Source organism: Paracoccus sulfuroxidans (assembly GCF_007830335.1).
Lineage (GTDB): Bacteria > Pseudomonadota > Alphaproteobacteria > Rhodobacterales > Rhodobacteraceae > Paracoccus > Paracoccus sulfuroxidans.
On the sequence record NZ_VLKU01000008.1, the window covers coordinates 96483 to 117428 of the forward strand.

Annotated in this window: 21 protein-coding genes; 15 read left to right on the forward strand and 6 right to left on the reverse strand. The window is 64.0% G+C overall.

Annotated features, from left to right (window positions below):
* Positions 1–63: 63 nt before the first annotated feature.
* From IQ24_RS13555 to IQ24_RS13565, 3 genes are read right to left on the reverse strand one after another with little or no spacing between them, the layout of a single operon-like run.
* On the reverse strand, positions 64–2244 hold the full coding sequence (locus IQ24_RS13555; protein ID WP_145398688.1) for an RNA degradosome polyphosphate kinase: 2181 nt from the start codon (positions 2242–2244) through the stop codon (positions 64–66).
* Between the two features lie 27 nt (positions 2245–2271).
* Entirely contained in the window at positions 2272–2961 is a 690-nt protein-coding gene (locus tag IQ24_RS13560) for a P-loop NTPase family protein (protein WP_145398690.1), read from the reverse strand.
* A 3-nt stretch (positions 2962–2964) separates the two neighbouring features.
* Positions 2965–4257 carry an AI-2E family transporter gene (locus IQ24_RS13565; RefSeq protein ID WP_145398692.1) on the reverse strand — a complete coding sequence of 431 codons (1293 nt, stop codon included), beginning with the start codon at positions 4255–4257 and terminating at the stop codon, positions 2965–2967.
* A gap of 138 nt (positions 4258–4395) precedes the next feature.
* Here IQ24_RS13565 and proS point away from each other — a divergent pair, with 138 nt between their 5' ends.
* The gene (proS, locus tag IQ24_RS13570; protein WP_145398694.1) at positions 4396–5751 is read left to right on the forward strand and encodes a proline--tRNA ligase; all 1356 of its coding nucleotides are present in this window, start codon (positions 4396–4398) and stop codon (positions 5749–5751) included.
* A gap of 133 nt (positions 5752–5884) precedes the next feature.
* On the opposite strand, the gene miaB is transcribed toward proS, so the two are convergent.
* Positions 5885–7213 (reverse strand): tRNA (N6-isopentenyl adenosine(37)-C2)-methylthiotransferase MiaB, encoded by a 1329-nt coding sequence (gene miaB, locus IQ24_RS13575; protein ID WP_145398695.1) that lies wholly within the window; start codon positions 7211–7213, stop codon positions 5885–5887.
* A 212-nt stretch (positions 7214–7425) separates the two neighbouring features.
* Between miaB and IQ24_RS13580 the strand changes: the two genes are divergently transcribed.
* The 9 genes from IQ24_RS13580 (at position 7426) to IQ24_RS13615 (ending at position 14549) form a co-directional block, all read left to right on the forward strand.
* The gene (locus tag IQ24_RS13580; protein WP_145398697.1) at positions 7426–8958 is read left to right on the forward strand and encodes an acyl-CoA carboxylase subunit beta; all 1533 of its coding nucleotides are present in this window, start codon (positions 7426–7428) and stop codon (positions 8956–8958) included.
* Positions 8959–8998: 40 nt separating this feature from the next.
* Positions 8999–9673, forward strand: coding sequence for a DUF6497 family protein (locus IQ24_RS13585; RefSeq protein ID WP_242008169.1), 675 nt, complete (start codon positions 8999–9001; stop codon positions 9671–9673).
* Between the two features lie 181 nt (positions 9674–9854).
* A complete protein-coding gene (locus IQ24_RS20275) occupies positions 9855–9992 on the forward strand; it encodes a hypothetical protein (RefSeq protein WP_199756579.1) in 138 nt (45 codons plus the stop codon).
* Between the two features lie 66 nt (positions 9993–10058).
* On the forward strand, positions 10059–10472 hold the full coding sequence (locus tag IQ24_RS13590) for a hypothetical protein (RefSeq protein WP_145398701.1): 414 nt from the start codon (positions 10059–10061) through the stop codon (positions 10470–10472).
* Positions 10473–10602: 130 nt separating this feature from the next.
* Complete coding sequence (locus tag IQ24_RS13595) at positions 10603–10848, forward strand: hypothetical protein (protein WP_145398703.1); 246 nt, start codon at positions 10603–10605, stop codon at positions 10846–10848.
* Positions 10849–10914: 66 nt separating this feature from the next.
* Entirely contained in the window at positions 10915–11127 is a 213-nt protein-coding gene (locus IQ24_RS13600; protein WP_145398705.1) for a hypothetical protein, read from the forward strand.
* A gap of 135 nt (positions 11128–11262) precedes the next feature.
* Positions 11263–13311 (forward strand): acetyl-CoA carboxylase biotin carboxylase subunit, encoded by a 2049-nt coding sequence (locus IQ24_RS13605; RefSeq protein ID WP_145398707.1) that lies wholly within the window; start codon positions 11263–11265, stop codon positions 13309–13311.
* A gap of 6 nt (positions 13312–13317) precedes the next feature.
* Positions 13318–13887, forward strand: coding sequence for a hypothetical protein (locus tag IQ24_RS13610; protein ID WP_145398709.1), 570 nt, complete (start codon positions 13318–13320; stop codon positions 13885–13887).
* On the forward strand, positions 13884–14549 hold the full coding sequence (locus IQ24_RS13615) for a hypothetical protein (RefSeq protein WP_145398711.1): 666 nt from the start codon (positions 13884–13886) through the stop codon (positions 14547–14549). The genes IQ24_RS13610 and IQ24_RS13615 overlap by 4 nt, the downstream gene beginning before the upstream one ends.
* Here IQ24_RS13615 and IQ24_RS13620 read toward each other — a convergent pair.
* Positions 14515–14697: a hypothetical protein gene (locus IQ24_RS13620; protein WP_145398713.1), complete on the reverse strand. Its 183-nt coding sequence runs from the start codon at positions 14695–14697 to the stop codon at positions 14515–14517. The genes IQ24_RS13615 and IQ24_RS13620 overlap by 35 nt on opposite strands.
* A 108-nt stretch (positions 14698–14805) precedes the next feature.
* Positions 14806–15327 (reverse strand): DUF4174 domain-containing protein, encoded by a 522-nt coding sequence (locus tag IQ24_RS13625; RefSeq protein WP_145398715.1) that lies wholly within the window; start codon positions 15325–15327, stop codon positions 14806–14808.
* Positions 15328–15384: 57 nt separating this feature from the next.
* On the opposite strand from IQ24_RS13625, the gene scpA reads away from it, so the two are divergent.
* From scpA to IQ24_RS13650, 5 genes are all read left to right on the forward strand, one after another.
* The gene (gene scpA, locus IQ24_RS13630) at positions 15385–17529 is read left to right on the forward strand and encodes a methylmalonyl-CoA mutase (RefSeq protein ID WP_145398717.1); all 2145 of its coding nucleotides are present in this window, start codon (positions 15385–15387) and stop codon (positions 17527–17529) included.
* A 99-nt stretch (positions 17530–17628) separates the two neighbouring features.
* Positions 17629–18114, forward strand: coding sequence for a GNAT family N-acetyltransferase (locus tag IQ24_RS13635; RefSeq protein ID WP_145398719.1), 486 nt, complete (start codon positions 17629–17631; stop codon positions 18112–18114).
* A gap of 65 nt (positions 18115–18179) precedes the next feature.
* Positions 18180–19004, forward strand: a complete 825-nt coding sequence (locus IQ24_RS13640) for a glycosyl transferase (RefSeq protein ID WP_145398721.1) — start codon at positions 18180–18182, stop codon at positions 19002–19004.
* Positions 18992–19522 carry a hypothetical protein gene (locus IQ24_RS13645; RefSeq protein WP_145398723.1) on the forward strand — a complete coding sequence of 177 codons (531 nt, stop codon included), beginning with the start codon at positions 18992–18994 and terminating at the stop codon, positions 19520–19522. The genes IQ24_RS13640 and IQ24_RS13645 overlap by 13 nt, the downstream gene beginning before the upstream one ends.
* Before the next feature lie 90 nt (positions 19523–19612).
* Positions 19613–20920 (forward strand): homoserine dehydrogenase, encoded by a 1308-nt coding sequence (locus IQ24_RS13650; RefSeq protein WP_145398725.1) that lies wholly within the window; start codon positions 19613–19615, stop codon positions 20918–20920.
* Positions 20921–20946 lie beyond the last annotated feature (26 nt).

The window sequence follows — 20946 nt, forward strand, 5'->3', positions numbered from 1 at the left end:
CACCTCTCAGTTCCGTTACCGCAAAACGCGGCAGGCGCTGGATGGTTCAATCAGCGCGCGAGGTCAATCCGTCGTCTCACGATCCTGCGAATGCGTCAGCGCCAGAACGTCGCGCGCACCTGCGCTACCACGTCCTGAAAGTGACGGATTTTCCATGAAAAACTTGTGACACGAGAACAGATCGTCGCGCCCCGCAGGAAGATAGCGCAAATACCGTCCTTCGGGCTGCAAAAGCCAGCTTTGCGCCTCATCGGCCATATTGGCGGCCATTATCTGGCTGGTGATCTGCGCCTTCACCGTCTCGTTCATGCATTCGACCAGCGTTTCGACTCGGCGTACGAGGTTGCGGCCCATCCAGTCAGCCGAGCTGATGAACACCCGCGCCTTCTTCGATGGCAGGCCGAAGCCATTGCCGAAGCAGACGATGCGCGAATGTTCCAGAAACCGCCCGACGATGGACTTGACCCGGATGTTTTCCGACAGGCCCTTGATGCCGGGCCGCAGGCCGCAGATGCCCCGGATCACCAGATCAATCTTCACGCCCGCCTGACTGGCCGTGTAAAGCGCGTCGATCACATCACGCTCGATCAGGCTGTTCATCTTGGCCCAGATCTCGGCCCGGCGGCCCAGACGCGCAAACTCGGTCTCACGCGCGATCAGTTCCAGCAGCCGTTCCTTGAGGTTGATGGGCGAGATCGCCAGATTCTCCAGCCCCTCGGGCTGCACATAGCCCGAGAGATAGTTGAAGACCTTCGACGCATCGCGCCCCGATGCCGGGTCGCAGGTGAAAAGCGACAGGTCCGTATAGACGCGCGCGGTGATCGGGTGATAGTTGCCGGTCCCGAAATGGGTATAGGTGACCAGCTGGTCGCCCTCGCGCCGCACGACCGTGCTGATCTTGGCATGGGTCTTGTACTGCATGAACCCATAGACGACATGCGCGCCCGAGCGTTCCAGCCGCCGCGACTGGCGGATGTTCGCAGCCTCGTCAAAGCGGGCCTTCAACTCGACAAGCGCGGTGACCGACTTGCCGCTTTCGGCCGCCTCGCAGAGCGCGTCGACGATGGGGCTGTCGCGCGAGGTGCGGTAGAGCGTCTGCTTGATCGCCAGCACGTTCGGATCGCGCGCCGCCTGCGCCAGAAAGCGCACCACCATATCGAAGGTCTCATAGGGGTGGTGCAGCAGCATGTCCTTTTGCCGGATCGCCGCGAACATGTCGCCGTCATGGTCCTGCACACGCTCGGGCACCCGGGGGGTGAAGCTCGGCCATTGCAGGTCGCGGCGGCTGTCCAGCACCAGCTCGCCCAGATCGGCCATGCCCAGAAGGCCCTCGACCACGACGACCTCATCGGGATGCACCTCAAGCTCATCCATGATGATGTTGCGCAGCCGGTCCGGCGCGCCCGTGGTGATCTTCAGCCGGATGACGCTGCCCCGACGGCGGCGCTTCAGCGCGGTCTCGAACTCGCGCACCAGATCCTCGGCTTCCTCCTCGACCTCCAGATCGCTGTCGCGCAGCACGCGGAAGGCGCAATGCCCGGCATCGCGATAGCCGGGGAAGAGGCTCGGCAGATGCATCAGCAGCAGGTCTTCCAGCCGGAAGAACCGCTTGCCGCCCGGCAGCGCGATGAAGCGGTTGATCTGCTGCGGGATCGGCAGCAGCGCCTGCATCTGGCGGCCGTCGCGTTCGCGTGCCAGCTCCAGCGCCAGCGAAAAGCCAAGGTTCGGGATGAAGGGGAACGGGTGCGCCGGGTCGATGGCCAAGGGCGAGAGCACCGGAAAAACCTGCTCGGTGAAATACTGATGCAGGAATTCCTGTTCCGCCCGCGTCACGCGAGAGCGGGACAGAATGGTGATGTCATTCACCTCCAGCTCGCGGCGCAGGATGTTCCAGACCGATTGCTGCGCGCCCATCAGGCGCCGCGCATCGGCATTGACCAACCGAAGCTGTTCGTCAGGCGTCAGCCCGTCGTCCGACAGCGTCGAGTTCCCTTCCCGCACCAACTCTCGCAGACCGGCCACGCGAACGGTATAGAATTCATCAAGGTTCGTGGCCGAGATCGACAGAAACCGCAGCCGCTCCAGCAGCGGCACACGGCTGTTGCGCGCCTCATCCAGCACCCGCCAGTTGAAGCTCAGCCAGCTGAGTTCGCGGTTGTGAAAGCGGGCGGGGCTGTCGGGCGTCGCCTCGGGCAACTCACGCGGGGCAGGAATGGGAGAGCGCAGGAAATCGGCTTGGGTCATGTCGTTCAGTCACGGAAATTTCCGCAATCATGCGTCGCTTGGCGCCAGCTTGTCCAGAAGCTCTGACACCAGTTTTCGCGTGATCGGTCGACGGTCGGCCAGCGACTCGCGATCGATGGCGGCGACCAGATGGCGCGCCAGATCAAGGTCACGGTCCATGCGCAGGGCCAGCCATTCAATGACGCCCGGCATGACCTGAAGCTGGCGATCGGCGAAAAGCTTCACCAGCACCGCGGGCAGCAACGCGTCATCGGGCGGACCAAGCACAGCAGGCGTCATCATCTCGACCCGCGACAGCAGGTCCGGCAGCACCAGCCCCCAGGTCCGGGGCGGCGTGCGCGCGGTGATCAACAGCAGTGCGCGTTCCGCAGCGGCCAGGTTCCACAGATGGAACAGCGCCTTTTCCGCATTCGAGTTCCCGGCAATCTCATGCGCGTCCTCGACCACCAGCGCGCCGTCGGGGGTGATCAGCGCCTCGGCCTCATCGGGCATCAGATCGTCAGCGCGCACGCGGATTGCGCCCTGCTCGGCCGACCAGAACTGCGCCAGATGCGACTTGCCCGCGCCGGGGCCGCCCAGCAGCAAAAGCCGCCGCTGCGGCCAAAGCGAGATGTCATCCAGAAGCGCCAGCGCATCCCGGTTGGCCGAGGTGGTCAGGAAATCCGACCGCGACAGCGCCGGAGGCGTCGTCAGATCAAGCGTCAGCTGCCGCGCCACGCCTCAGCCGTCCTTGCCGGGATCAGAGGTCTTCGCCGCGTCGCGGTAAAGCTGGGCGGGCGACGGTGGGCCCTGATGGCCCTCCGGTGCCTGCTGATCCTTGCTCAGAAGCTGGGCCAGATGCTCATCCCGGCGCAGCTGCGCGACCGTGCTGTCATGCGAATATTGCGCCTGCCGCCATTCCTTGGCGACGGTGCCCGAGGGCACGATCTCGATCAGCGTGGGCTGGGCGGGTTCGGGCGGCAGCTCGCAGCCGGTGTAAAGCGCGCTTTCCTTGTAGCGCGCCGCCGCAAAGCGCACGAGAACGCCAAGCGCCGCCGCCAGCGGCACCGCGATCAGCAGGCCCGGAAAGCCGAACAGCGTGCCGAAGACGCTCAGGGCCAGCATCAGCCAGACGGGATGCAGCCCGACATGGCCGCCGACGATCTTGGGCTGCAGATAGTTCCCCTCGACCGCCTGACCGATGGCAAAGACCGCGATGACCGCGCCGATCCAGACCGGCTGCCCCCAGAACGAAAAAAGCGCGACCCCGATGGCCGTCGCGCCGCCCACCAGCACGCCGACATAAGGGATGAAGGACAGCGAGGCCGCGAGCGCCCCGATGGCAAAGCCGAAGGGCAGACCGATCAACCCCAATGAGATCGAATAGAAGGTGCCAAGGATCAGGATGACGACGATCTGGCCACGCACGAAACCCGCCAGCGCCTGATCGATCTCGCGCGCAAGGCGGCGGATCGTGTCGGCGTGCTGGCGGGGCAGCATCTCGTCGATGCGCTCGACCATATGGTCCCAGTCAAGGAGCAGATAGAAGGCCACGACCGGCACGATCACCAGCAGCGCGATCGTTCCAAACACCCCCAGAACCGAGCCCAGCACCGTCGTCAGCAGCTTGCCGCTGCTTTCGCTGAGCTTGCTGGCCATCTCGGACAGGCTCTGGCCGATCGTGCTGCCCTCGGGCAGAAGGTTCGGGTAATGCGTGGTAACGAATTGATGCAGCTGGTTTATCATCTGCGGCGCGGCATTGATCAGCTGGCCGGTCTGCCGCATCAGCTCGGGCAAAAGCAGCACCATGACCGCGACGAACAGGAGCACCGCACCCACGGTCAGCAGCACCACCGCCCAGATGCGCGAGAATCCCTGCCGCTCCAGCCGGTCGGCCAAGGGGTCCATCAGATAGGCGACCCCTGCCCCCATCAGGAAAGGCAGGATGGCATTGCCCAGCACCCACATGCTGAACAGCAGAAGGAAGGCCGCAATGCCCCAATACCAGATCTGTTTGCGCACTGGCTGCTGCATCGCCCGCCCCCGATTTCACGATTTCCGTCGCCTATGTGGCTTGTCAGGCACCGGCATGCAAGCAACGCACGCGTGAATGGTTGCCCGGGACGGGCGGCTGCGCTAACTCGGGCCAACACTTGTCCGAGGAATCCGCCCATGCGTCTGTCGCGCTATTTCCTGCCCGTCCTGAAAGAAGACCCGAAAGAGGCCCAGATCGTCAGCCACCGCCTGATGCTGCGCGCGGGGATGATCAAGCAACAATCGGCGGGGATCTATTCCTGGCTGCCGCTGGGCTACAAGGTCCTGAACCGCATCCAGCAGATCGTGCATGAGGAACAGCAGCGCGCCGGTCACATCCCGCTGCTGATGCCGACGCTGCAATCGGCGGATCTGTGGCGCGAGTCGGGCCGCTATGACGCTTACGGCGACGAAATGCTGCGCCTGCAGGACCGCCACAAGCGCGACATGCTCTATGGTCCCACCAATGAAGAGATGGTCACGGATATCTTCCGCAGCTATGTCTCCAGCTACAAATCGCTGCCGCTGACGCTCTATCACATCCAGTGGAAATTCCGCGACGAGATGCGCCCGCGCTTCGGCGTGATGCGGGGCCGCGAATTTCTGATGAAGGACGGCTATAACTTCGACCTCACCAAGGAAGATGCGCTGCACGCCTATAACCGCCACCTCGTCAGCTACCTGCGCACCTATGAGCGCATGGGCCTGCAGGCGATCCCGATGCGCGCCGACGGCGGCCCCATCGGCGGCGACTATACGCATGAGTTCCTGGTCCTCGCCGACACTGGCGAATCCGAGGTCTTCTATGACAGCCAGATCACCGATCTGAAGTTCGGCGACCGCCAGATCGACTATGACGATGTGGCGCAGGGCCAGGCGATCCTCGAGGAATTCACCTCGCGCTACGCCCGCACGGATGAGACCCATGACGAGGCCCTCTTCGCGCAGGTCCCCGAAGAGCGTCGCCGCACCGCGCGCGGCATCGAGGTGGGCCAGATTTTCTATTTCGGCACGAAATACTCCGAAGCCATGGGTGCCACCGTGGTGACCGAGACCGGAGAGCGCGTGCCCGTCCACATGGGCAGCCACGGCATCGGCGTCTCGCGGCTTCTGGGCGCGATCATCGAGGCCAGCCATGACGACAAGGGCATCATCTGGCCCGAGGGCGTCACCCCCTTCCATGTCGGCATCGTCAACCTCAAGCAGGGCGACGGCTCGACCGATTCGGCCTGCGAGGCGCTCTACCGCGAACTGAAGGCCGCAGGGCTCGACCCGCTCTATGATGACCGCGACGAACGCGCGGGCGCCAAATTCGCCACCATGGACCTGATCGGCCTGCCCTGGCGGATCACCGTAGGCCCGCGTGGCCTCGCTGAAAACAAGGTCGAACTGACCAGCCGCCGCACCGGCGAATCCGAGGCGATCTCGCCCCAGGAGGCCATCGAACGGCTGAAGACGATCTACCAGCCGGTCTTCGCCGCAGCCTACCACTAAGCCAGAAAAAGGGGCGGGCCACTCGGACCCGCCCTTCCCAAATCTGCCGCCCACTCACCGACGGCCTCATTCTTCTCTGTTGCCCAAATACCCCAAAACGCCCCGGCGCAAACGGCCCGACGCCTCTCTGGGTTCAGGCCGCCAGCAACTCTCCCGCCAGCGAATTCGCCGCCGAATGGGTGATGCGCACGCGCACCAGATCGCCAACCTTCGCCTCGGGCGCCTCGACAAAGACCGCATGCAGGTAATCGGACTTGCCGACCATCTGCCCGTCGTTCCGGCCCGGCTTCTCGAAAAGCACGCTCAGCTCCCGACCGACCATGCCCTCTTGCGCCGCCTTCTGCTGGCGGCTCAGCAGCGCCTGCAACTCCTGCAGCCGCGCATCGGCCAGCACGCTCTCGACCTCGGGACGATCATAGGCGGGCGTGCCGGGACGGGGCGAGTATTTGAAGCTGAAGGCGGTCCCGAACCCGACCTCCTCGACCAGTTTCAGCGTGGCGCGATGATCCTCGTCGGTCTCGCCGGGGAAGCCCACGATGAAATCCGAGGTCAGCATGATATCGGGCCGGGCCGCGCGGATGCGGTCGATCAGGCGCAGATATTCTTCCGCCGTGTGCTTGCGGTTCATCGCCTTCAGGATGCGGTCGCTGCCGGACTGCACCGGCAGGTGCAGATAGGGCATCAGCTTCTGTTCGCTTCCATGCGCCTCGATCAGATCATCGGCCATGTCATTGGGGTGGCTGGTCGTGTAGCGGATGCGGTCCAGCCCGTCGATCTCGGCAATGGCACGGATCAGGCGGCCAAAGCCCCATTCTCCGCCACCCGGCCCTTCACCATGCCAGCCGTTGACGTTCTGGCCCAGCAGAGTGATCTCGCGCACGCCGCGCGCCACCAGATCGCGGGCCTCGGTCAATATCCGGCTGACGGGGCGCGAGACTTCAGCGCCGCGGGTATATGGAACAACGCAGAAGGCGCAGAACTTGTCGCAGCCTTCCTGCACCGTCAGGAACGCGGCGGGCGCGCGCCGGGTCGCGGGGGCTTTCGGCAGATGCTCGAACTTGTCCTCGACCGGGAATTCGGTATCGACGCCGCCGCCCTTTTTGACCATCGCGGGCAGGCGGTGATAGGCCTGCGGGCCGACGACCAGATCGACGATGGGCATGCGGCGGATGATCTCATCCCCCTCGGCCTGCGCCACGCAGCCCGCGACACCGATCTTCAGATCGGGGCGCTCGGCCTTCAGCGGCTTCAGGCGGCCAAGGTCGGAATAAAGCTTCTCGGCGGCTTTCTCGCGGATGTGGCAGGTGTTCAGCAGCACCATATCGGCCTGCGACTGATCCTCGGTCAGGACATAGCCTTCCGCGCCCATGGCCTCGGCCATGCGCTGGCTGTCATAGACGTTCATCTGGCACCCATAGGTCTTGATGAACAGCTTTTTCGGCCCGTCAGAGGCTGTCGTCATGGTCGGCATATCCCGGAAAATCCTGCGCCCTGATACACAAGAATGCCACAAATGCAAAGCACGCGCGCGCGAGGACGCCGCAGCACCGCCGCCTTAGCTATTTTGCAATTTGCAGCAATCACACGATGCATATTTTGCAAATTTTCCGCTTTGCGCTTTCAGGTTGACGCAGGTGCCGATAGGTTGCTGCAAACCCATAGGGAGACAGGTCCATGAAAGACATTCTGGCTGAACTCGAATCTCGTCGTCGCGACGCGCGACTGGGCGGCGGACAGCGCAGGATCGACGCTCAGCATGCCCGAGGCAAACTGACCGCGCGCGAGCGGGTGGAGCTGCTGCTGGACGAAGGCTCGTTCGAAGAATTCGACATGTTCGTCAGCCACCGCTCGACCGATTTCGGGATGGAGCAGGACCGCCCCTATGGCGATGGCGTCGTCACCGGCTGGGGCACGATCAACGGCCGCATGGTCTATGTCTTTTCGCAGGACTTCACCGTCTTCGGCGGCTCGCTGTCGGAGACCCATGCTCAGAAGATCTGCAAGATCATGGATATGGCGATGCAGAACGGCGCGCCGGTGATCGGGCTGAACGACTCGGGCGGGGCGCGCATCCAGGAAGGCGTCGCCAGCCTTGCGGGCTATGCCGAGGTCTTCCAGCGCAACATCATGGCCTCGGGCGTGGTGCCACAGATCTCGGTCATCATGGGCCCCTGTGCGGGCGGCGCGGTCTATTCACCCGCCATGACCGACTTCATCTTCATGGTGAAGGACACCTCCTACATGTTTGTGACCGGTCCGGACGTGGTGAAGACCGTCACCAATGAGGTCGTCACGGCAGAGCAGCTGGGCGGGGCCTCGACCCATACGAAGAAATCCTCGGTCGCCGATGGCGCGTTCGAAAACGACGTCGAGGCGCTGACCGAGATCCGCCGCCTGTTCGATTTCCTGCCGCTCAACAACCGCGAGAAAGCGCCGACCCGGCCCTTCTTCGACGATCCGAACCGCGTAGAGGCCAGCCTCGACACGCTGATCCCCGACAACCCGAACCAGCCCTATGACATGAAAGAGCTGATCGCGAAAATCGCGGATGAGGGGGATTTCTACGAGATCCAGAAGGATTACGCCGGCAATATCGTCATCGGCTTCATCCGCATCGAAGGCCAGACGGTCGGCATCGTCGCCAACCAGCCGATGGTGCTGGCGGGCTGCCTGGACATCGACAGCTCGCGCAAGGCCGCGCGCTTCGTGCGCTTCTGCGACGCCTTCGAAATTCCGATCCTGACGCTGGTCGACGTCCCGGGCTTCCTGCCGGGCACCAGCCAGGAATATGGCGGCGTCATCAAGCACGGTGCGAAGCTGCTCTTCGCCTATGGCGAGGCCACTGTGCCGAAGGTCACGGTCATCACCCGCAAGGCCTATGGCGGCGCCTATGACGTCATGGCCTCGAAGCACTTGCGCGGCGATTTCAACTATGCATGGCCCTCGGCCGAGATCGCGGTGATGGGTGCCAAGGGCGCGGTCGAGATCCTCTATCGCAGCGAGTTGGGCGATGCCGAAAAGATCGCGGCGCGCACCAAGGATTACGAGGACCGCTTTGCGAACCCCTTCGTCGCCGCCGAAAAAGGCTTCATCGATGAGGTGATCCAGCCGCGCTCGACCCGGCGTCGGGTGGCACGTGCCTTTGCCAGCCTGCGCGGCAAGAAGCTGAGCAACCCCTGGAAAAAGCACGACAACATCCCGCTTTGACCGGACGACCGGAGTTTCGATGCTGCGCCCTGGTTCCCGCATGACCTGCCTTCTTCCGGCCCTTCTGGCCGGAACGATGGCCCATGCCGAGGACCCGGGTGTCGCGATCGAACTGCCCTCGGGCGGAACGGCCTATTGGGAAGAAACGCGACATGACACGAATGCCGGAATGGGGCTGACCTATCGGTTCCGTTTCGTCATGCCCGACCTGGCCAAGCGCGTTCCGGCCACCTCGGGACCGGCCAGCGACTTCGAGGATGAGGCCGAGCGCGGCGCCATCGACATCGATACCGAGACCGGTGAGGTTTCGGGCGATGCGCCGGTCGAGGGCAGCGGGGACTATGTCGAGGCACCCGAAACCGCCCCCGAAGCGGCCCCGGACGTGGCAGAGGAAGGCACCGATCAGCCGGACCCCGAGGCCATGGCCGACGGTGCCCCGGATGGCGGCGAGGACGACGATAACGCCGACGATCCGACCCTGCCCGCCGCCCCGGATCTGCTGCTGCGCGATCCGGTCCATGACGATGTCGTGTGGCTCTGCCAGTCATGGGCGCTGCCACGCGTCGCCGGATCGGGGCCACGCCCCAGTCAGATCATCATCAGCCTTGCCGATCGCAAGTCTGAATTTGGAACCTATGATCCTGAAGTGCTTCAACTTTTCGAGGCTTTCAAGATCCCGACGGATAAGGATAGCTGCGAATGGCTTCCGTGGTGAACGGTCACAATCTTATCAGTGATGCAAGCCTGCCACAGCCCGCCCGCCCCCGGCGTGGCGCGTTCTGGCGTCTCTGTCCGCAGCACCTGCTCGGCAGTAACATCATGCCGCGACCGCAATATGCGGCCCGCGTTCAACCGAGCAGTCGGGAGGTTCTCCCGCAATCATGGAGCATGACAACATGTCGAAAAAGCTTGCAATCGCCCTCGTTCTCGTTGGTCTGGCCGCTGCCTGCGCCAAAAAAGAGCCCGAATTCAACCCCGCGCCCGCTCCGGTCACGACCGAGCCGGTCTATCAGGGCAAATTCGGCGCCAACTGATCAGAACGCCGCGCGCGGGCTGCCATTTGGCCCGCGCCAACCGCACCTTGCTGTTAAAGGTGCATCATGCTGAAGCATCGCGGCTTTCCGGGCCGCCTTCCCGGCACCGATTTCCAGTTCACCATCCGCCGCGCGAACAAGAAAGGGGCCACCCCGCTTGTCCGGCGCGAGCGCTTCCGCGACCGCAAGCCCGCCGACAAGCGCGCTGATGCGGGCTTCCTGTCGGCGCTGATCAACCTCTTCGGCGATGAGCCCTTCGTGCGCGGCAATCTGGACGCGGGACGCCTGTCCTGGCTCTTGGGCCGCGAGGTCCTGCCGGTCGGCAAACTTGACCCCACCGACTACGATCAGGAACTGCGCGTCGACCTGAAAAAGGCCGAAGCCTCCTTCCCCGAACTGTTTGCTGCCGACGCGCCTGCGTTCGACTGGGATGACATCGACTGGGACGACGAAGATTTTGACGATGAGGGCGACGAATGATCGGCGCGCCTCTTCTCATGGTTAATTTTTCACGGGCATTTCAGTTTTTTCCCGGAACCCCACGTGCCATAGTGCGTTCACCTAAGTCACAACCGGCCCATAACCGGGTCCAGAATACAGGCAATACGAAATGCAGAAATCAACCCTTCTTCGCGTCTCCGGCGCCCTTCTCTTGGTCGCTGGCCTCGCGGCTTGTGAAAGCAACGGCTACGGCGGCTCGACCCTGTCGCCCGACGCGCAGCGTGCAGCCGGTGGTGCCCTTGCTGGCGCAGTTGTCGCCAAAGCGATCGACGGCAACGTCGGCACCGGCGCCCTCATCGGCGCAGCCGGTGGCGCACTTTGCGACGACGCCGGCGTCTGCCAGCGCCGCTACTGATAAGACATCCCCGGTTCGTGGCCGTGCCCTTGGCGCGGTCGCGCGCCGGAATTCGGAGAACTGGAAATGTCCAAGAAACTCGTCCTCATTCTCGGCCTCGGCCTTACCGGTCTTGCCGGCTGTACCCAGGGCATCAACCCGACTGACACGGACCGCGCCATCATCGGCGCAGGCGTCGGTGCGACTGCTGCCCATCTGGGCGGACACAACGTGCTCAAAGGCGCGGCCCTCGGCGGCGCAGCCGGTGCGCTGTGCGACGACGTCCGTCTCTGCCAGTAACGATTTTCGTATTGCACCGACCGCGCGTCTGAACGCGCTGTCACCGAACGAATTCCGCCGCCCCGGCCTTGTGCCCGGGCGGCTTTCCTATGTCCGCCCCCTGCCCCTGAGGCCCCTGTCGCTGAGGAATGCATAATGTTCAAGAAAATCCTGATCGCCAACCGGGGCGAAATCGCCTGCCGCGTCATCAAGACCGCTCGCAAGATGGGGATCAAGACGGTGGCCGTCTATTCCGACGCCGACCGCAACGCGCTGCATGTGCGCATGGCGGATGAGGCCGTCCATATCGGTCCCTCGCCCGCGAACCAGTCCTATATCGTCATCGACAAGATCCTTGACGCCATCCGCCAGACCGGCGCCGAGGCCGTTCATCCGGGCTATGGTTTTCTGTCGGAAAACATGAAGTTCGCGCAAGCTCTTGAGGAAATGGGTGTCGCTTTCATCGGCCCGCCCTCGCCCGCCATCGAGGCCATGGGCGACAAGATCACCTCGAAGAAGATCGCGCAGGAAGCGGGCGTCTCGACCGTGCCGGGCTATATGGGCCTGATCGCGGATGCCGAGGAAGCCGTGAAGATCTCGAACGAGATCGGCTATCCGGTGATGATCAAGGCTTCGGCTGGCGGCGGCGGCAAGGGCATGCGCATCGCCTGGAATGATCAGGAAGCGCGTGAAGGCTTCGAGTCGTCGAAGAACGAGGCCGCGAACAGCTTCGGCGACGACCGCATCTTCATCGAGAAATTCGTCACGCAGCCGCGCCACATCGAAATTCAGGTGCTGGCCGACAAGCACGGCAACTGCGTCTATCTGCACGAGCGTGAATGCTCGATCCAGCGCCGGAACCAGAAGGTGATCGAGGAAGCGCCCTCGCCCTTCCTGGATGAAGCCACCCGCAAGGCCATGGGCGAGCAGTCGGTCGCCTTGGCGAAGGCCGTGGGTTACGCCAGCGCGGGCACCGTCGAATTCATCGTCGATGGCAACCGCAACTTCTACTTCCTCGAGATGAACACCCGTCTGCAGGTGGAACATCCGGTCACCGAGCTGATCACTGGCGTCGATCTGGTCGAACAGATGATCCGCGTCGCCGATGGTGAGAAGCTGCCCTTCCAGCAGTCGGATCTGAAGATCAACGGCTGGGCCATGGAAAGCCGCCTTTATGCCGAGGATCCCTATCGCAACTTCCTGCCCTCGATTGGTCGTCTGACCCGCTATAGCCCGCCCTCCGAAGTGGCCGCAGGTCCGCTGAAGGATGCCGGCAACTGGGTCAATGCCAGCGAAGGCGGCGAAAGCCCGGTCGCGGTGCGCAATGATACCGGCGTCTATGAAGGCGGCGAGATCAGCATGTATTACGACCCGATGATCGCCAAGCTTTGCACCTGGGCCCCGACCCGGGCCGAGACGATCGAGGCGATGCGGATTGCGCTGGACGAATTCCAGGTCGAAGGCATCGGGCACAACCTGCCCTTCCTGTCGGCGGTGATGGACCACCCGAAATTCACCTCGGGCGACATCTCGACGGCCTTCATCGCCGAGGAATATCCGGAAGGCTTCCTGGGCGCGACCCTGCCCCCGGCCGAAATCGAACGCGTGGCCGCAGCGGCCGCCGCCATGCACCGCGTCGCCGAAATTCGCCGCACCCGCATCACCGGTCGGCTGAACAACCACGAACGCCACGTGGGCGAGCATTGGGTGGTCACCGTCTCGGGTCGTGAGATCCCGGTGCGCATCACCGCCGACAAGGCGGGCTCGACCGTCGAGCTGGAGGGCCGCAAGCTGCGCGTCGAAAGCGAATGGCTGCCCGGCCAGTCGCTTGCCCGGCTGACCGTCGACGGCGCACCGCTGGTGATGAAGGTCGACCGCCTGCCCTCGGGCTTCCGCCTGCGGGTGCGCGGCGCCGATCTGAAGACCTATGTGCGCCGTCCGCGCGCCGCTGAACTCGCGCGCCTGATGCCCGAGAAGCTGCCGCCCGACACCTCGAAATTCCTGCTCTGCCCGATGCCGGGTCTGGTGGTGAAGATCAACGTCGCCGCCGGTGACGAGGTGCAGGAAGGTCAGGCGCTGGCCACGGTCGAGGCGATGAAGATGGAAAACATCCTGCGCGCCGAAAAGAAATCCGTGGTGAAATCCGTGAACGCCGCCCCGGGCGAAAGCCTGAAGGTCGACGACATCATCATGGAGTTCGAATAAGGCGCCATGGGCTTTCATGTCTCGCTTTTCCTGCTGAAAGACGGCGATGCGCAGGCCTTCCTGCGCGCCGCTGGCCTGCGCGATGGCGGATATGAGGACCCTGAGAATGAAGCGCCATTTTCGATGGCGCGGTTCGGCGGGAATAGTCTGATCTGGATGAACTGGCATGACGACATGCCGTCCGAGAGGGAGTTTGCCCGTTTCTCGGAAGCGGTGCCGTTCATCAATCTGGATGTTGCCGAAAGTGCTGTGATGTCGGTCTGCCGGTTCTGGCAGGACGGCAAGCAGGTCTGGGTTCTGGCCCATGACGGGGCGCAGGAAACGGGCTCGGATTTCGGCGGGCTGGACGTTGCGGGCGATCTTCCGCCCGAGGCACAGCCGATCATCGAGGCCTGCCTGCAGATCGACCGGGCAGCGGATGCCCCCGAACTTCACGACGCCCCGATCCTGCTGTTCGAGGCACTTGGTGGCATCCGCCCCGATGCCGTGACGGATCTGAAGTTTCAGGCGCTGCTGCGTGATCTGCCTGTCGCCACCGCCCCCGCCCGCAAACCGTGGTGGAGGTTCTGGTCGTGACTGCGCCGCTTGACCCTTACCTGAGCCCACCGGCGCAGCAGGCCTTGATTGCGGGCCTCTTCATCGCGGCGGGCTGGTGGGTCGTGGCGTCGCAGAACCACCGCCGCGATGCCAAGCTGCGGCAAGAGCGGGTGACCGATATCCAGCGCGCCCTGCTGGCCGAGATCCGCGCCCATGTCGTGGCGCTTGAGGATCAGCGCCTTGACGCGCGAGAGACGGATCGCGCGGTGCGCCGCATTCTGGATGAGGGCTTCATCCAGATGCTGCCCGACAATTCGAACGACCGGATTTTCTCGGCCATTCTGGAGGAGGTGCATATCCTGCCCGCCCTCGTGATTGATCCGGTGGTCACCTATTACCGTCAGGTCGCGGTGCTGCGTTCCTTCGAGGAAGAGCTGCCCGACCTTGCCGCACGCAACCGCGCGCGGGCGGCCGAGATGTTCATCGATTATCTGGAACTGGGCGAGGTCGCCCGCGACACCGGATATGAGGCCATGCGCATCCTGCTGGCCAGCCTGCATGGCGGCGATGCGACGATTCTGGAGCTTTATGAAAACGATGAGCGGGAGCGCGTGCAGCGGATCGGTGCAAGCCTTCCCGGCGAACTCGCGCAGATGCGCGAGCGTCTTAGTAAGCCACTTTCGGACCGGAGCGACCTTTGATGGGCTTCAATCCGATCAGGCTGGTCATTTCATTGGCGGTGCGGGCCTTCGCCAGCTTCGCGACGAAGCTGTCACCGGTCGCCGCCGCTTCGGGGCGCTTTTCCGCGACCTGCGGGTCGGGCTTGCGCAGCGTGCTCGACTTCCTCATGAACGGCTCCTTTCCGGTCACCGGGCCAATGGCCTCTGGCTATAAGGTAGTGATCCCGGGCCTGTCACGCAATGACTCGTTGCCCTTTGGCCCTTCGGCGCAGGCGCGTCAGGGCATCACCCCGGCGCGACCGATCTCTTGCATGCGCAGGGGGAATTTGTCGATGGCGCGGGTGATCTCGCGCACCGACCAGGGCGCGGGCTTGCGCTGCTTGACCTGGCCATCCTTGTCCAGCAGCACCAGCGAGAACCCCTCGGGGCGCAGCTGCCGCCGCCAGACGCTGCCCGCCTGCGGATCGGTGTCGGTGATGACCACGACGTCGCGGGCCAGCAGCGCGCGCGGATCGCGGTTGACCGCCGCCAGCTGCTCGACAAAGGCCGGATCGGCGGCGGTATCGGCAAAGATCACCAGCGGTCGCGCCTGCCACAGGAATTCGGACGGCTCGGCCTCATCGGCGGCCAGAATATGCAGGGTCTCCGTCTCGACCGGCGCGCCGGGTTCTGCCGCGCGCTCATTTGCCGCAGGAACGGTCGGGCGCACATATGGCACCGCCCCATCCTCGCGCGGGGTCGAGCCCATCGCCGCCAGGAATGGCACCGTCAGAAACAAAATCAATGGTTTGAACTTCATTATCCCCTCGCTTTCCTCTTCATATAGGAGCGATGGGGCCATGGGAAAGGATTCAAGATGACAGACAGCCCCAAACCCGCGATGGAGGCATGGCGCAAGCTGGCTGCCAAAGAGCTGAAAGGCGCAGATCCCGACAGCCTGACCTGGCACACGCTTGAGGAAATCGACGTCAAGCCGCTCTACACGGCCGAGGACACGGTTGGCCTGCCGCATATGGGCAGCCTGCCCGGCATCGCCCCCTTCACCCGTGGCCCGCGCGCGACGATGTATGCGGGCCGTCCGTGGACCATCCGGCAATATGCGGGCTTCTCGACCGCCGAGGAATCGAACGCCTTCTATCGCCGCAACCTCGCTGCCGGTCAGCAGGGCGTCTCGGTCGCCTTCGACCTGGCGACGCACCGCGGCTATGACAGCGACCATCCGCGCGTCGAAGGTGACGTCGGCAAGGCGGGCGTCGCCATCGATTCTGTCGAGGATATGAAGATCCTGTTCGACGGCATTCCGCTGGACAAGGTCTCGGTCTCGATGACGATGAACGGCGCGGTCATTCCGATCCTCGCGAGCTTCATCGTCGCCGGTGAGGAACAGGGCGTCTCGCGCGCCGAACTGTCGGGCACGATCCAGAACGACATCCTCAAGGAGTTCATGGTCCGCAACACCTACATCTATCCGCCCGAACCCTCGATGCGGATCATTGCGGATATCATCGAATACACCTCGAAAGAGATGCCGCGTTTCAACTCGATCTCGATTTCCGGCTATCACATGCAGGAAGCGGGCGCGAACCTGGTGCAGGAACTCGCCTTCACCATCGCGGACGGGCGCGAATATGTCCGCGCCGCGCTGAAGACCGGGATGAGCGTCGACGATTTCGCCGGGCGTCTTTCGTTCTTCTTCGCCATCGGCATGAACTTCTTCATGGAGGCCGCGAAGCTCCGCGCCGCCCGCTTCCTGTGGCACAAGGTCATGCAGGAATTCGAGCCGAAGAAGGAATCGAGCCTGATGCTGCGCACGCATTGCCAGACCTCGGGCGTGTCGCTGCAGGAACAGGACCCCTATAACAACGTCATCCGCACCGCCTATGAAGCGCTGGCGGCGGCACTTGGCGGCACGCAATCGCTGCACACCAACGCGCTGGATGAGGCCATCGCGCTGCCCACCGATTTCTCGGCCCGGATCGCGCGCAACACCCAGCTGATCCTGCAGGAAGAAACCGGCATCACCAATGTCATCGACCCGCTGGCAGGCTCGTATTACGTCGAGAAGCTGACCGCCGACATGATCGATGCCGCGTGGAAGCTGATCGAGGAAGTCGAGGAAATGGGCGGCATGACCAAGGCCGTCGCCTCGGGCATGCCGAAGCTGCGCATCGAGGAATCAGCCGCGCGGCGTCAGGCGATGATCGACCGTGGCGATGAGGTCATCGTCGGCGTCAACAAATACCGCCTGAAACAAGAGGATGAGCTCGACATCCTCGACATCGACAATATGGCGGTGCGCGACAGCCAGATCGCGCGCCTGAACAAGATCCGCGCCAGCCGTGACGAGGCCGCCTGTCAGGCCGCCCTGGACGAGCTGTCCCGTCGCGCCCGTGAGGGCGGAAACCTGCTGGCCGCAGCGGTCGAGGCCGCCCGCGCCCGCGCATCGGTAGGAGAAATCAGCATGGCGATGGAAAAGGAATTCGGCCGTCACCGCGCCGAGGTCAAGACGCTGGCCGGGGTCTATGGCGCCGCCTATGAAGGCGACGACGACTTCGCCGCCATTCAGGCCGATGTCGAGAAATTCGCCGAGGAAGAGGGCCGCCGCCCGCGCATGCTGGTGGTCAAGATGGGTCAGGACGGTCATGACCGGGGTGCCAAGGTGATCGCCACGGCCTTCGCCGATATCGGCTTTGACGTCGACGTGGGGCCGCTCTTCCAGACGCCCGAGGAAGCCGCGCAGGACGCCATCGACAACGACGTCCATGTCATCGGCATCTCGTCGCAGGCGGCGGGTCACAAGACGCTGGCCCCGAAGCTGATCCAGGCTCTGAAGGACAATGGCGCGGGAGAGATTCTGGTGATCTGCGGCGGCGTCATTCCGCAGCAGGATTACGACTATCTGAAGAAGGCCGGGGTGAAGGCGATCTTCGGGCCGGGGACGCATATCCCCTCGGCTGCGAAGGACATCCTGAACCTGATCCGCGCCGCCCGCGCGGCCTGATGCACCATCGCCGCCTGCCGCGATCTGCGGCGGGCGGCACAGCGGTTGCCTTCGTCGCAAAATCGTGGAATTTCTGGTGCAAAGCAGCCAGAGGTCCAGATGATCCGACCCGCTAACCCGTCTGATATCGACGCCATTCTTGCCTTCTGGAACCCGTATATCCGCGACACGGTCGTGACCTTCTCGAGCGAGGAAAAGACGCCCGAGGATCTGGCCCGGATGATCGCCCGGCGGCGCGCCGAGGGTCGCGAATTCCTGATCGCCGAAGAGGACGGTCAAGTGCTGGGCTTTGTCACCTATGACCAGTTCCGCGGCGGCAATGGCTATGCGCATGCGATGGAGCACACGATCATCCTGTCCCCGCAGGCGCAGGGCCGTGGGGCCGGGCGCATGCTGATGACCGCGATCGAGGAACACGCGCGCTCACACGGGGTGCATATCATGGTGGGCGGCATCTCGGCCGAGAATCGCGCAGGCCTCAGCTTCCACAAGGCCGTGGGCTATACCGATGCGGGCACCGTCCGGCAGGCGGGCTACAAGTTCGGCCGCTGGATCGACCTCTGCCTGGTGCAGAAGATCCTTTGATCGCATAAGATCGGACGTTCTGGGATTGTCGGACCGGCGAATCCCCAATGCAGGATGAAACCGGAATGAATGACGGACGCAACGGCACGGTCAAGCAGATCATCTGCATCAAATGGGGTGACAAGTTCGGCCCCGAATTCGTGAACCGCCTGCATGCGATGATCGGGCGCAACATCACGCCGCCGTTCAAGCTTTACTGTTTCACCGATGACGGCACCGGGCTGCATCCCGATGTGGCCGTCCGCCCCCTGCCCGAGTTTGCCTATACCGCCCCCGTCAACACCAAGGGCAAATGGCCGAAGTCGCGGCTTTGGGGCGATCTGGGCGATGTGACGGGCGTGGTGCTGTTTCTGGACCTTGACGTCATCATCACCGGAAATCTTGACGAATTTTTCAGCTATGGCGACCCCGACGACACCATTCTGGGGCTGAACCTGAACACCCCGCTAGAGAAGATGGGCCAGACCTCGGTCTATCGGATGCGGGTGGGCAAGCTGAAGCCGCTGCAGGACATCTTTCGCGCCGATCCGCAGGGCGCGGCCGACAAGTACAAATACGAGCAGCGCTTCGTCACCCGCAACGCGCCCGGTGGCGTCAAATTCTGGCCGCGCCGCTGGCTGGCGCATTTTCGCCTGCAATGCGTGCCGATCTTTCCGCTGAACTATTTCACCGAGGCGCGCATCCCCAAGGGCACGCGCATCGTGATCTTTCCGGGCAGCCTCAACCCGCCCGACGCCATCGCCGGACGCTGGGATGAGGTCGACGTCCACCGTGCGCCCATGGACCACATCCGCGCCGCGTTTGACGGCCGCCGCCGCGAAAGCGCGATCAAGCACCTACGCCACTATCTGCGCCCCGTTTCATGGGTGGAAAAACTATGGCGCGAGTGACCCCCCCGCCCGAGGCGCATTACACCCTGCCCCATGACCATGCCGCGGCCCTCGGTCAGGCCGTCGCCAATTTCGGCTGGCTGGAAGAGGTCATCAAGCGCACGATCTATTCGCTGGACCGCAAGCGTCTGGCCGAGGATCTGACCGATGCGGAACTGGCCACCTGGATGGACCGCATGGGGACGCTGGCCGACGACTCGATGGGCACGCTGATCGAGCAACTCGATGCCGCCATGCGCCGCTTTCCCGGCATCCGTGATCGCAACCGCCTGACCGACCGCCTGAACGAGATCAAGTTCCTGCGCAATCTGCTCTGCCACGCCTCATGGCGACCGACCGAGGACAAAACCCGCTGGCATCCCAGCTTTGTCAGCACGCGCGGCACCGTCTATCGCGAGGATTTCAGCGCCGCCGAACTGCTGGAGATCGCGCAGCGGGCCAAGGATGTGGGCGTGCGCGTGCTGGAGGTGATGCGGGCGACCGGCATTCACGGCGAATGGGCGGGCGACGACGCCTGAGGCGCTCAATCGACGGTGCCATAAAGCGCCGCGTTGCAACACTCCTCGCCTTGGGCTAACACCCGCAAGGTATTCAGCAACGAGAATTACATGTCCGCGCCACTCTCCGGGCAAGCCGCCCCTCTGCGCCTTGGCATCGCCGGTCTCGGGACCGTCGGCATCGGCACCGTCAAGATCATCCAGAAACATGCGGCCATGCTGGCCGCCCGCGCGGGACGTCCTGTCACCATCTCGGCTGTCAGCGCGCGCGACAAACGCAAGAACCGCGATGCGGACCTGTCGACCTATGCCTGGGAAGACGAGGCCGTGGCGCTGGCGCAGCGTGACGATATCGACGTTTTCGTCGAATTGATCGGCGGCGATGAAGGCATCGCCCGCGACGCGGTCACCGCCGCGCTGAAAGCCGGCAAGGACGTCGTGACGGCCAACAAGGCGCTGCTGGCCATCCATGGTCAGGAACTGGCCGAGCTGGCCGAAGCCCAAGGCCGCGTGATCCGCTTCGAGGCTGCCGTCGCCGGTGGCATCCCGGTCATCAAGGCGATGACGGAATCGCTGGCGGGCAACCAGATCCGCCGCGTCATGGGCGTGATGAACGGCACCTGCAACTACATCCTGACCCGGATGGAGAACGCGGGCCTGCCCTATGAGACCGTGTTTGAAGAGGCCCGGCAGCTGGGCTATCTCGAAGCCGATCCGACGCTGGACGTGGGCGGCATCGACGCCAGCCACAAGCTGGCGATACTGGCGGCCATCGCCTTTGGCACCCGCCCCGCCTTCAGCGACGTCGAGATCGAGGGGATCGAGCGCGTCTCGATCGACGACATCCGCCGCGCCGCCGACATGGGCTATCGCATCAAGCTGCTGGGTGTCGCGCAGATGACCGGGCGTGGGCTCGAGCAGCGCATGTCGCCCTGCCTCGTGCCCGCCGACAGCCCGCTGGGCCAGCTTCAGGGCGGCACCAATATGGTGGTGATCGAGGGCGACAGCGTGGGCCAGATCGTCCTGCGCGGCGCAGGTGCGGGCGAAGGTCCGACCGCCAGCGCCGTCATGTCCGACGTGATCGAGATCGCGCGCGGCGTCCGCATGCCCTCATTCGGGCAGCCCGCAACGGAGCTGATCCAGCCGCAGGCCGCGCGCACTGCCGTCCCCGCCGCCTATTACCTGCGCCTGACGCTGGCCGACAAGCCGGGCGCGCTGGCGAAGGTCGCGAGCGTGCTGGGCGATGCGGGCATCTCGATCGACCGGATGCGCCAATACGGCCATTCCTCGGGCGAGGCTCCGGTGCTGATCGTGACCCATAAGACGACGCCCGATGCCATCGACCACGCCATTTCGGTGCTGCCGAAAACCGGCGTCATCACCGGCGAGCCAGTCGAGTTGCGCATCGAAGAAGTCTGATCCTGTCTGCGGCATCCCCCTCAGGC

Excerpts from the sequence above, each read along its gene's own strand:
- IQ24_RS13635 (WP_145398719.1), top strand. The coding sequence starts at position 17,629 with ATGATCCGACCCGCTAACCCGTCTGATATCGACGCCATTCTTGCCTTC.
- IQ24_RS13595 (WP_145398703.1), top strand. The coding sequence starts at position 10,603 with ATGCAGAAATCAACCCTTCTTCGCGTCTCCGGCGCCCTTCTCTTGGTC.
- IQ24_RS13620 (WP_145398713.1), bottom strand. The coding sequence starts at position 14,697 with ATGAGGAAGTCGAGCACGCTGCGCAAGCCCGACCCGCAGGTCGCGGAA.
- IQ24_RS13650 (WP_145398725.1), top strand. The coding sequence starts at position 19,613 with ATGTCCGCGCCACTCTCCGGGCAAGCCGCCCCTCTGCGCCTTGGCATC.
- IQ24_RS13555 (WP_145398688.1), bottom strand. The coding sequence starts at position 2,244 with ATGACCCAAGCCGATTTCCTGCGCTCTCCCATTCCTGCCCCGCGTGAG.
- IQ24_RS13645 (WP_145398723.1), top strand. The coding sequence starts at position 18,992 with ATGGCGCGAGTGACCCCCCCGCCCGAGGCGCATTACACCCTGCCCCAT.
- IQ24_RS13590 (WP_145398701.1), top strand. The coding sequence starts at position 10,059 with ATGCTGAAGCATCGCGGCTTTCCGGGCCGCCTTCCCGGCACCGATTTC.
- IQ24_RS13600 (WP_145398705.1), top strand. The coding sequence starts at position 10,915 with ATGTCCAAGAAACTCGTCCTCATTCTCGGCCTCGGCCTTACCGGTCTT.
- IQ24_RS20275 (WP_199756579.1), top strand. The coding sequence starts at position 9,855 with ATGTCGAAAAAGCTTGCAATCGCCCTCGTTCTCGTTGGTCTGGCCGCT.
- IQ24_RS13640 (WP_145398721.1), top strand. The coding sequence starts at position 18,180 with ATGAATGACGGACGCAACGGCACGGTCAAGCAGATCATCTGCATCAAA.
- proS (WP_145398694.1), top strand. The coding sequence starts at position 4,396 with ATGCGTCTGTCGCGCTATTTCCTGCCCGTCCTGAAAGAAGACCCGAAA.
- IQ24_RS13565 (WP_145398692.1), bottom strand. The coding sequence starts at position 4,257 with ATGCAGCAGCCAGTGCGCAAACAGATCTGGTATTGGGGCATTGCGGCC.
- scpA (WP_145398717.1), top strand. The coding sequence starts at position 15,385 with ATGACAGACAGCCCCAAACCCGCGATGGAGGCATGGCGCAAGCTGGCT.
- IQ24_RS13605 (WP_145398707.1), top strand. The coding sequence starts at position 11,263 with ATGTTCAAGAAAATCCTGATCGCCAACCGGGGCGAAATCGCCTGCCGC.
- miaB (WP_145398695.1), bottom strand. The coding sequence starts at position 7,213 with ATGACGACAGCCTCTGACGGGCCGAAAAAGCTGTTCATCAAGACCTAT.
- IQ24_RS13610 (WP_145398709.1), top strand. The coding sequence starts at position 13,318 with ATGGGCTTTCATGTCTCGCTTTTCCTGCTGAAAGACGGCGATGCGCAG.
- IQ24_RS13625 (WP_145398715.1), bottom strand. The coding sequence starts at position 15,327 with ATGAAGTTCAAACCATTGATTTTGTTTCTGACGGTGCCATTCCTGGCG.
- IQ24_RS13585 (WP_242008169.1), top strand. The coding sequence starts at position 8,999 with ATGACCTGCCTTCTTCCGGCCCTTCTGGCCGGAACGATGGCCCATGCC.
- IQ24_RS13580 (WP_145398697.1), top strand. The coding sequence starts at position 7,426 with ATGAAAGACATTCTGGCTGAACTCGAATCTCGTCGTCGCGACGCGCGA.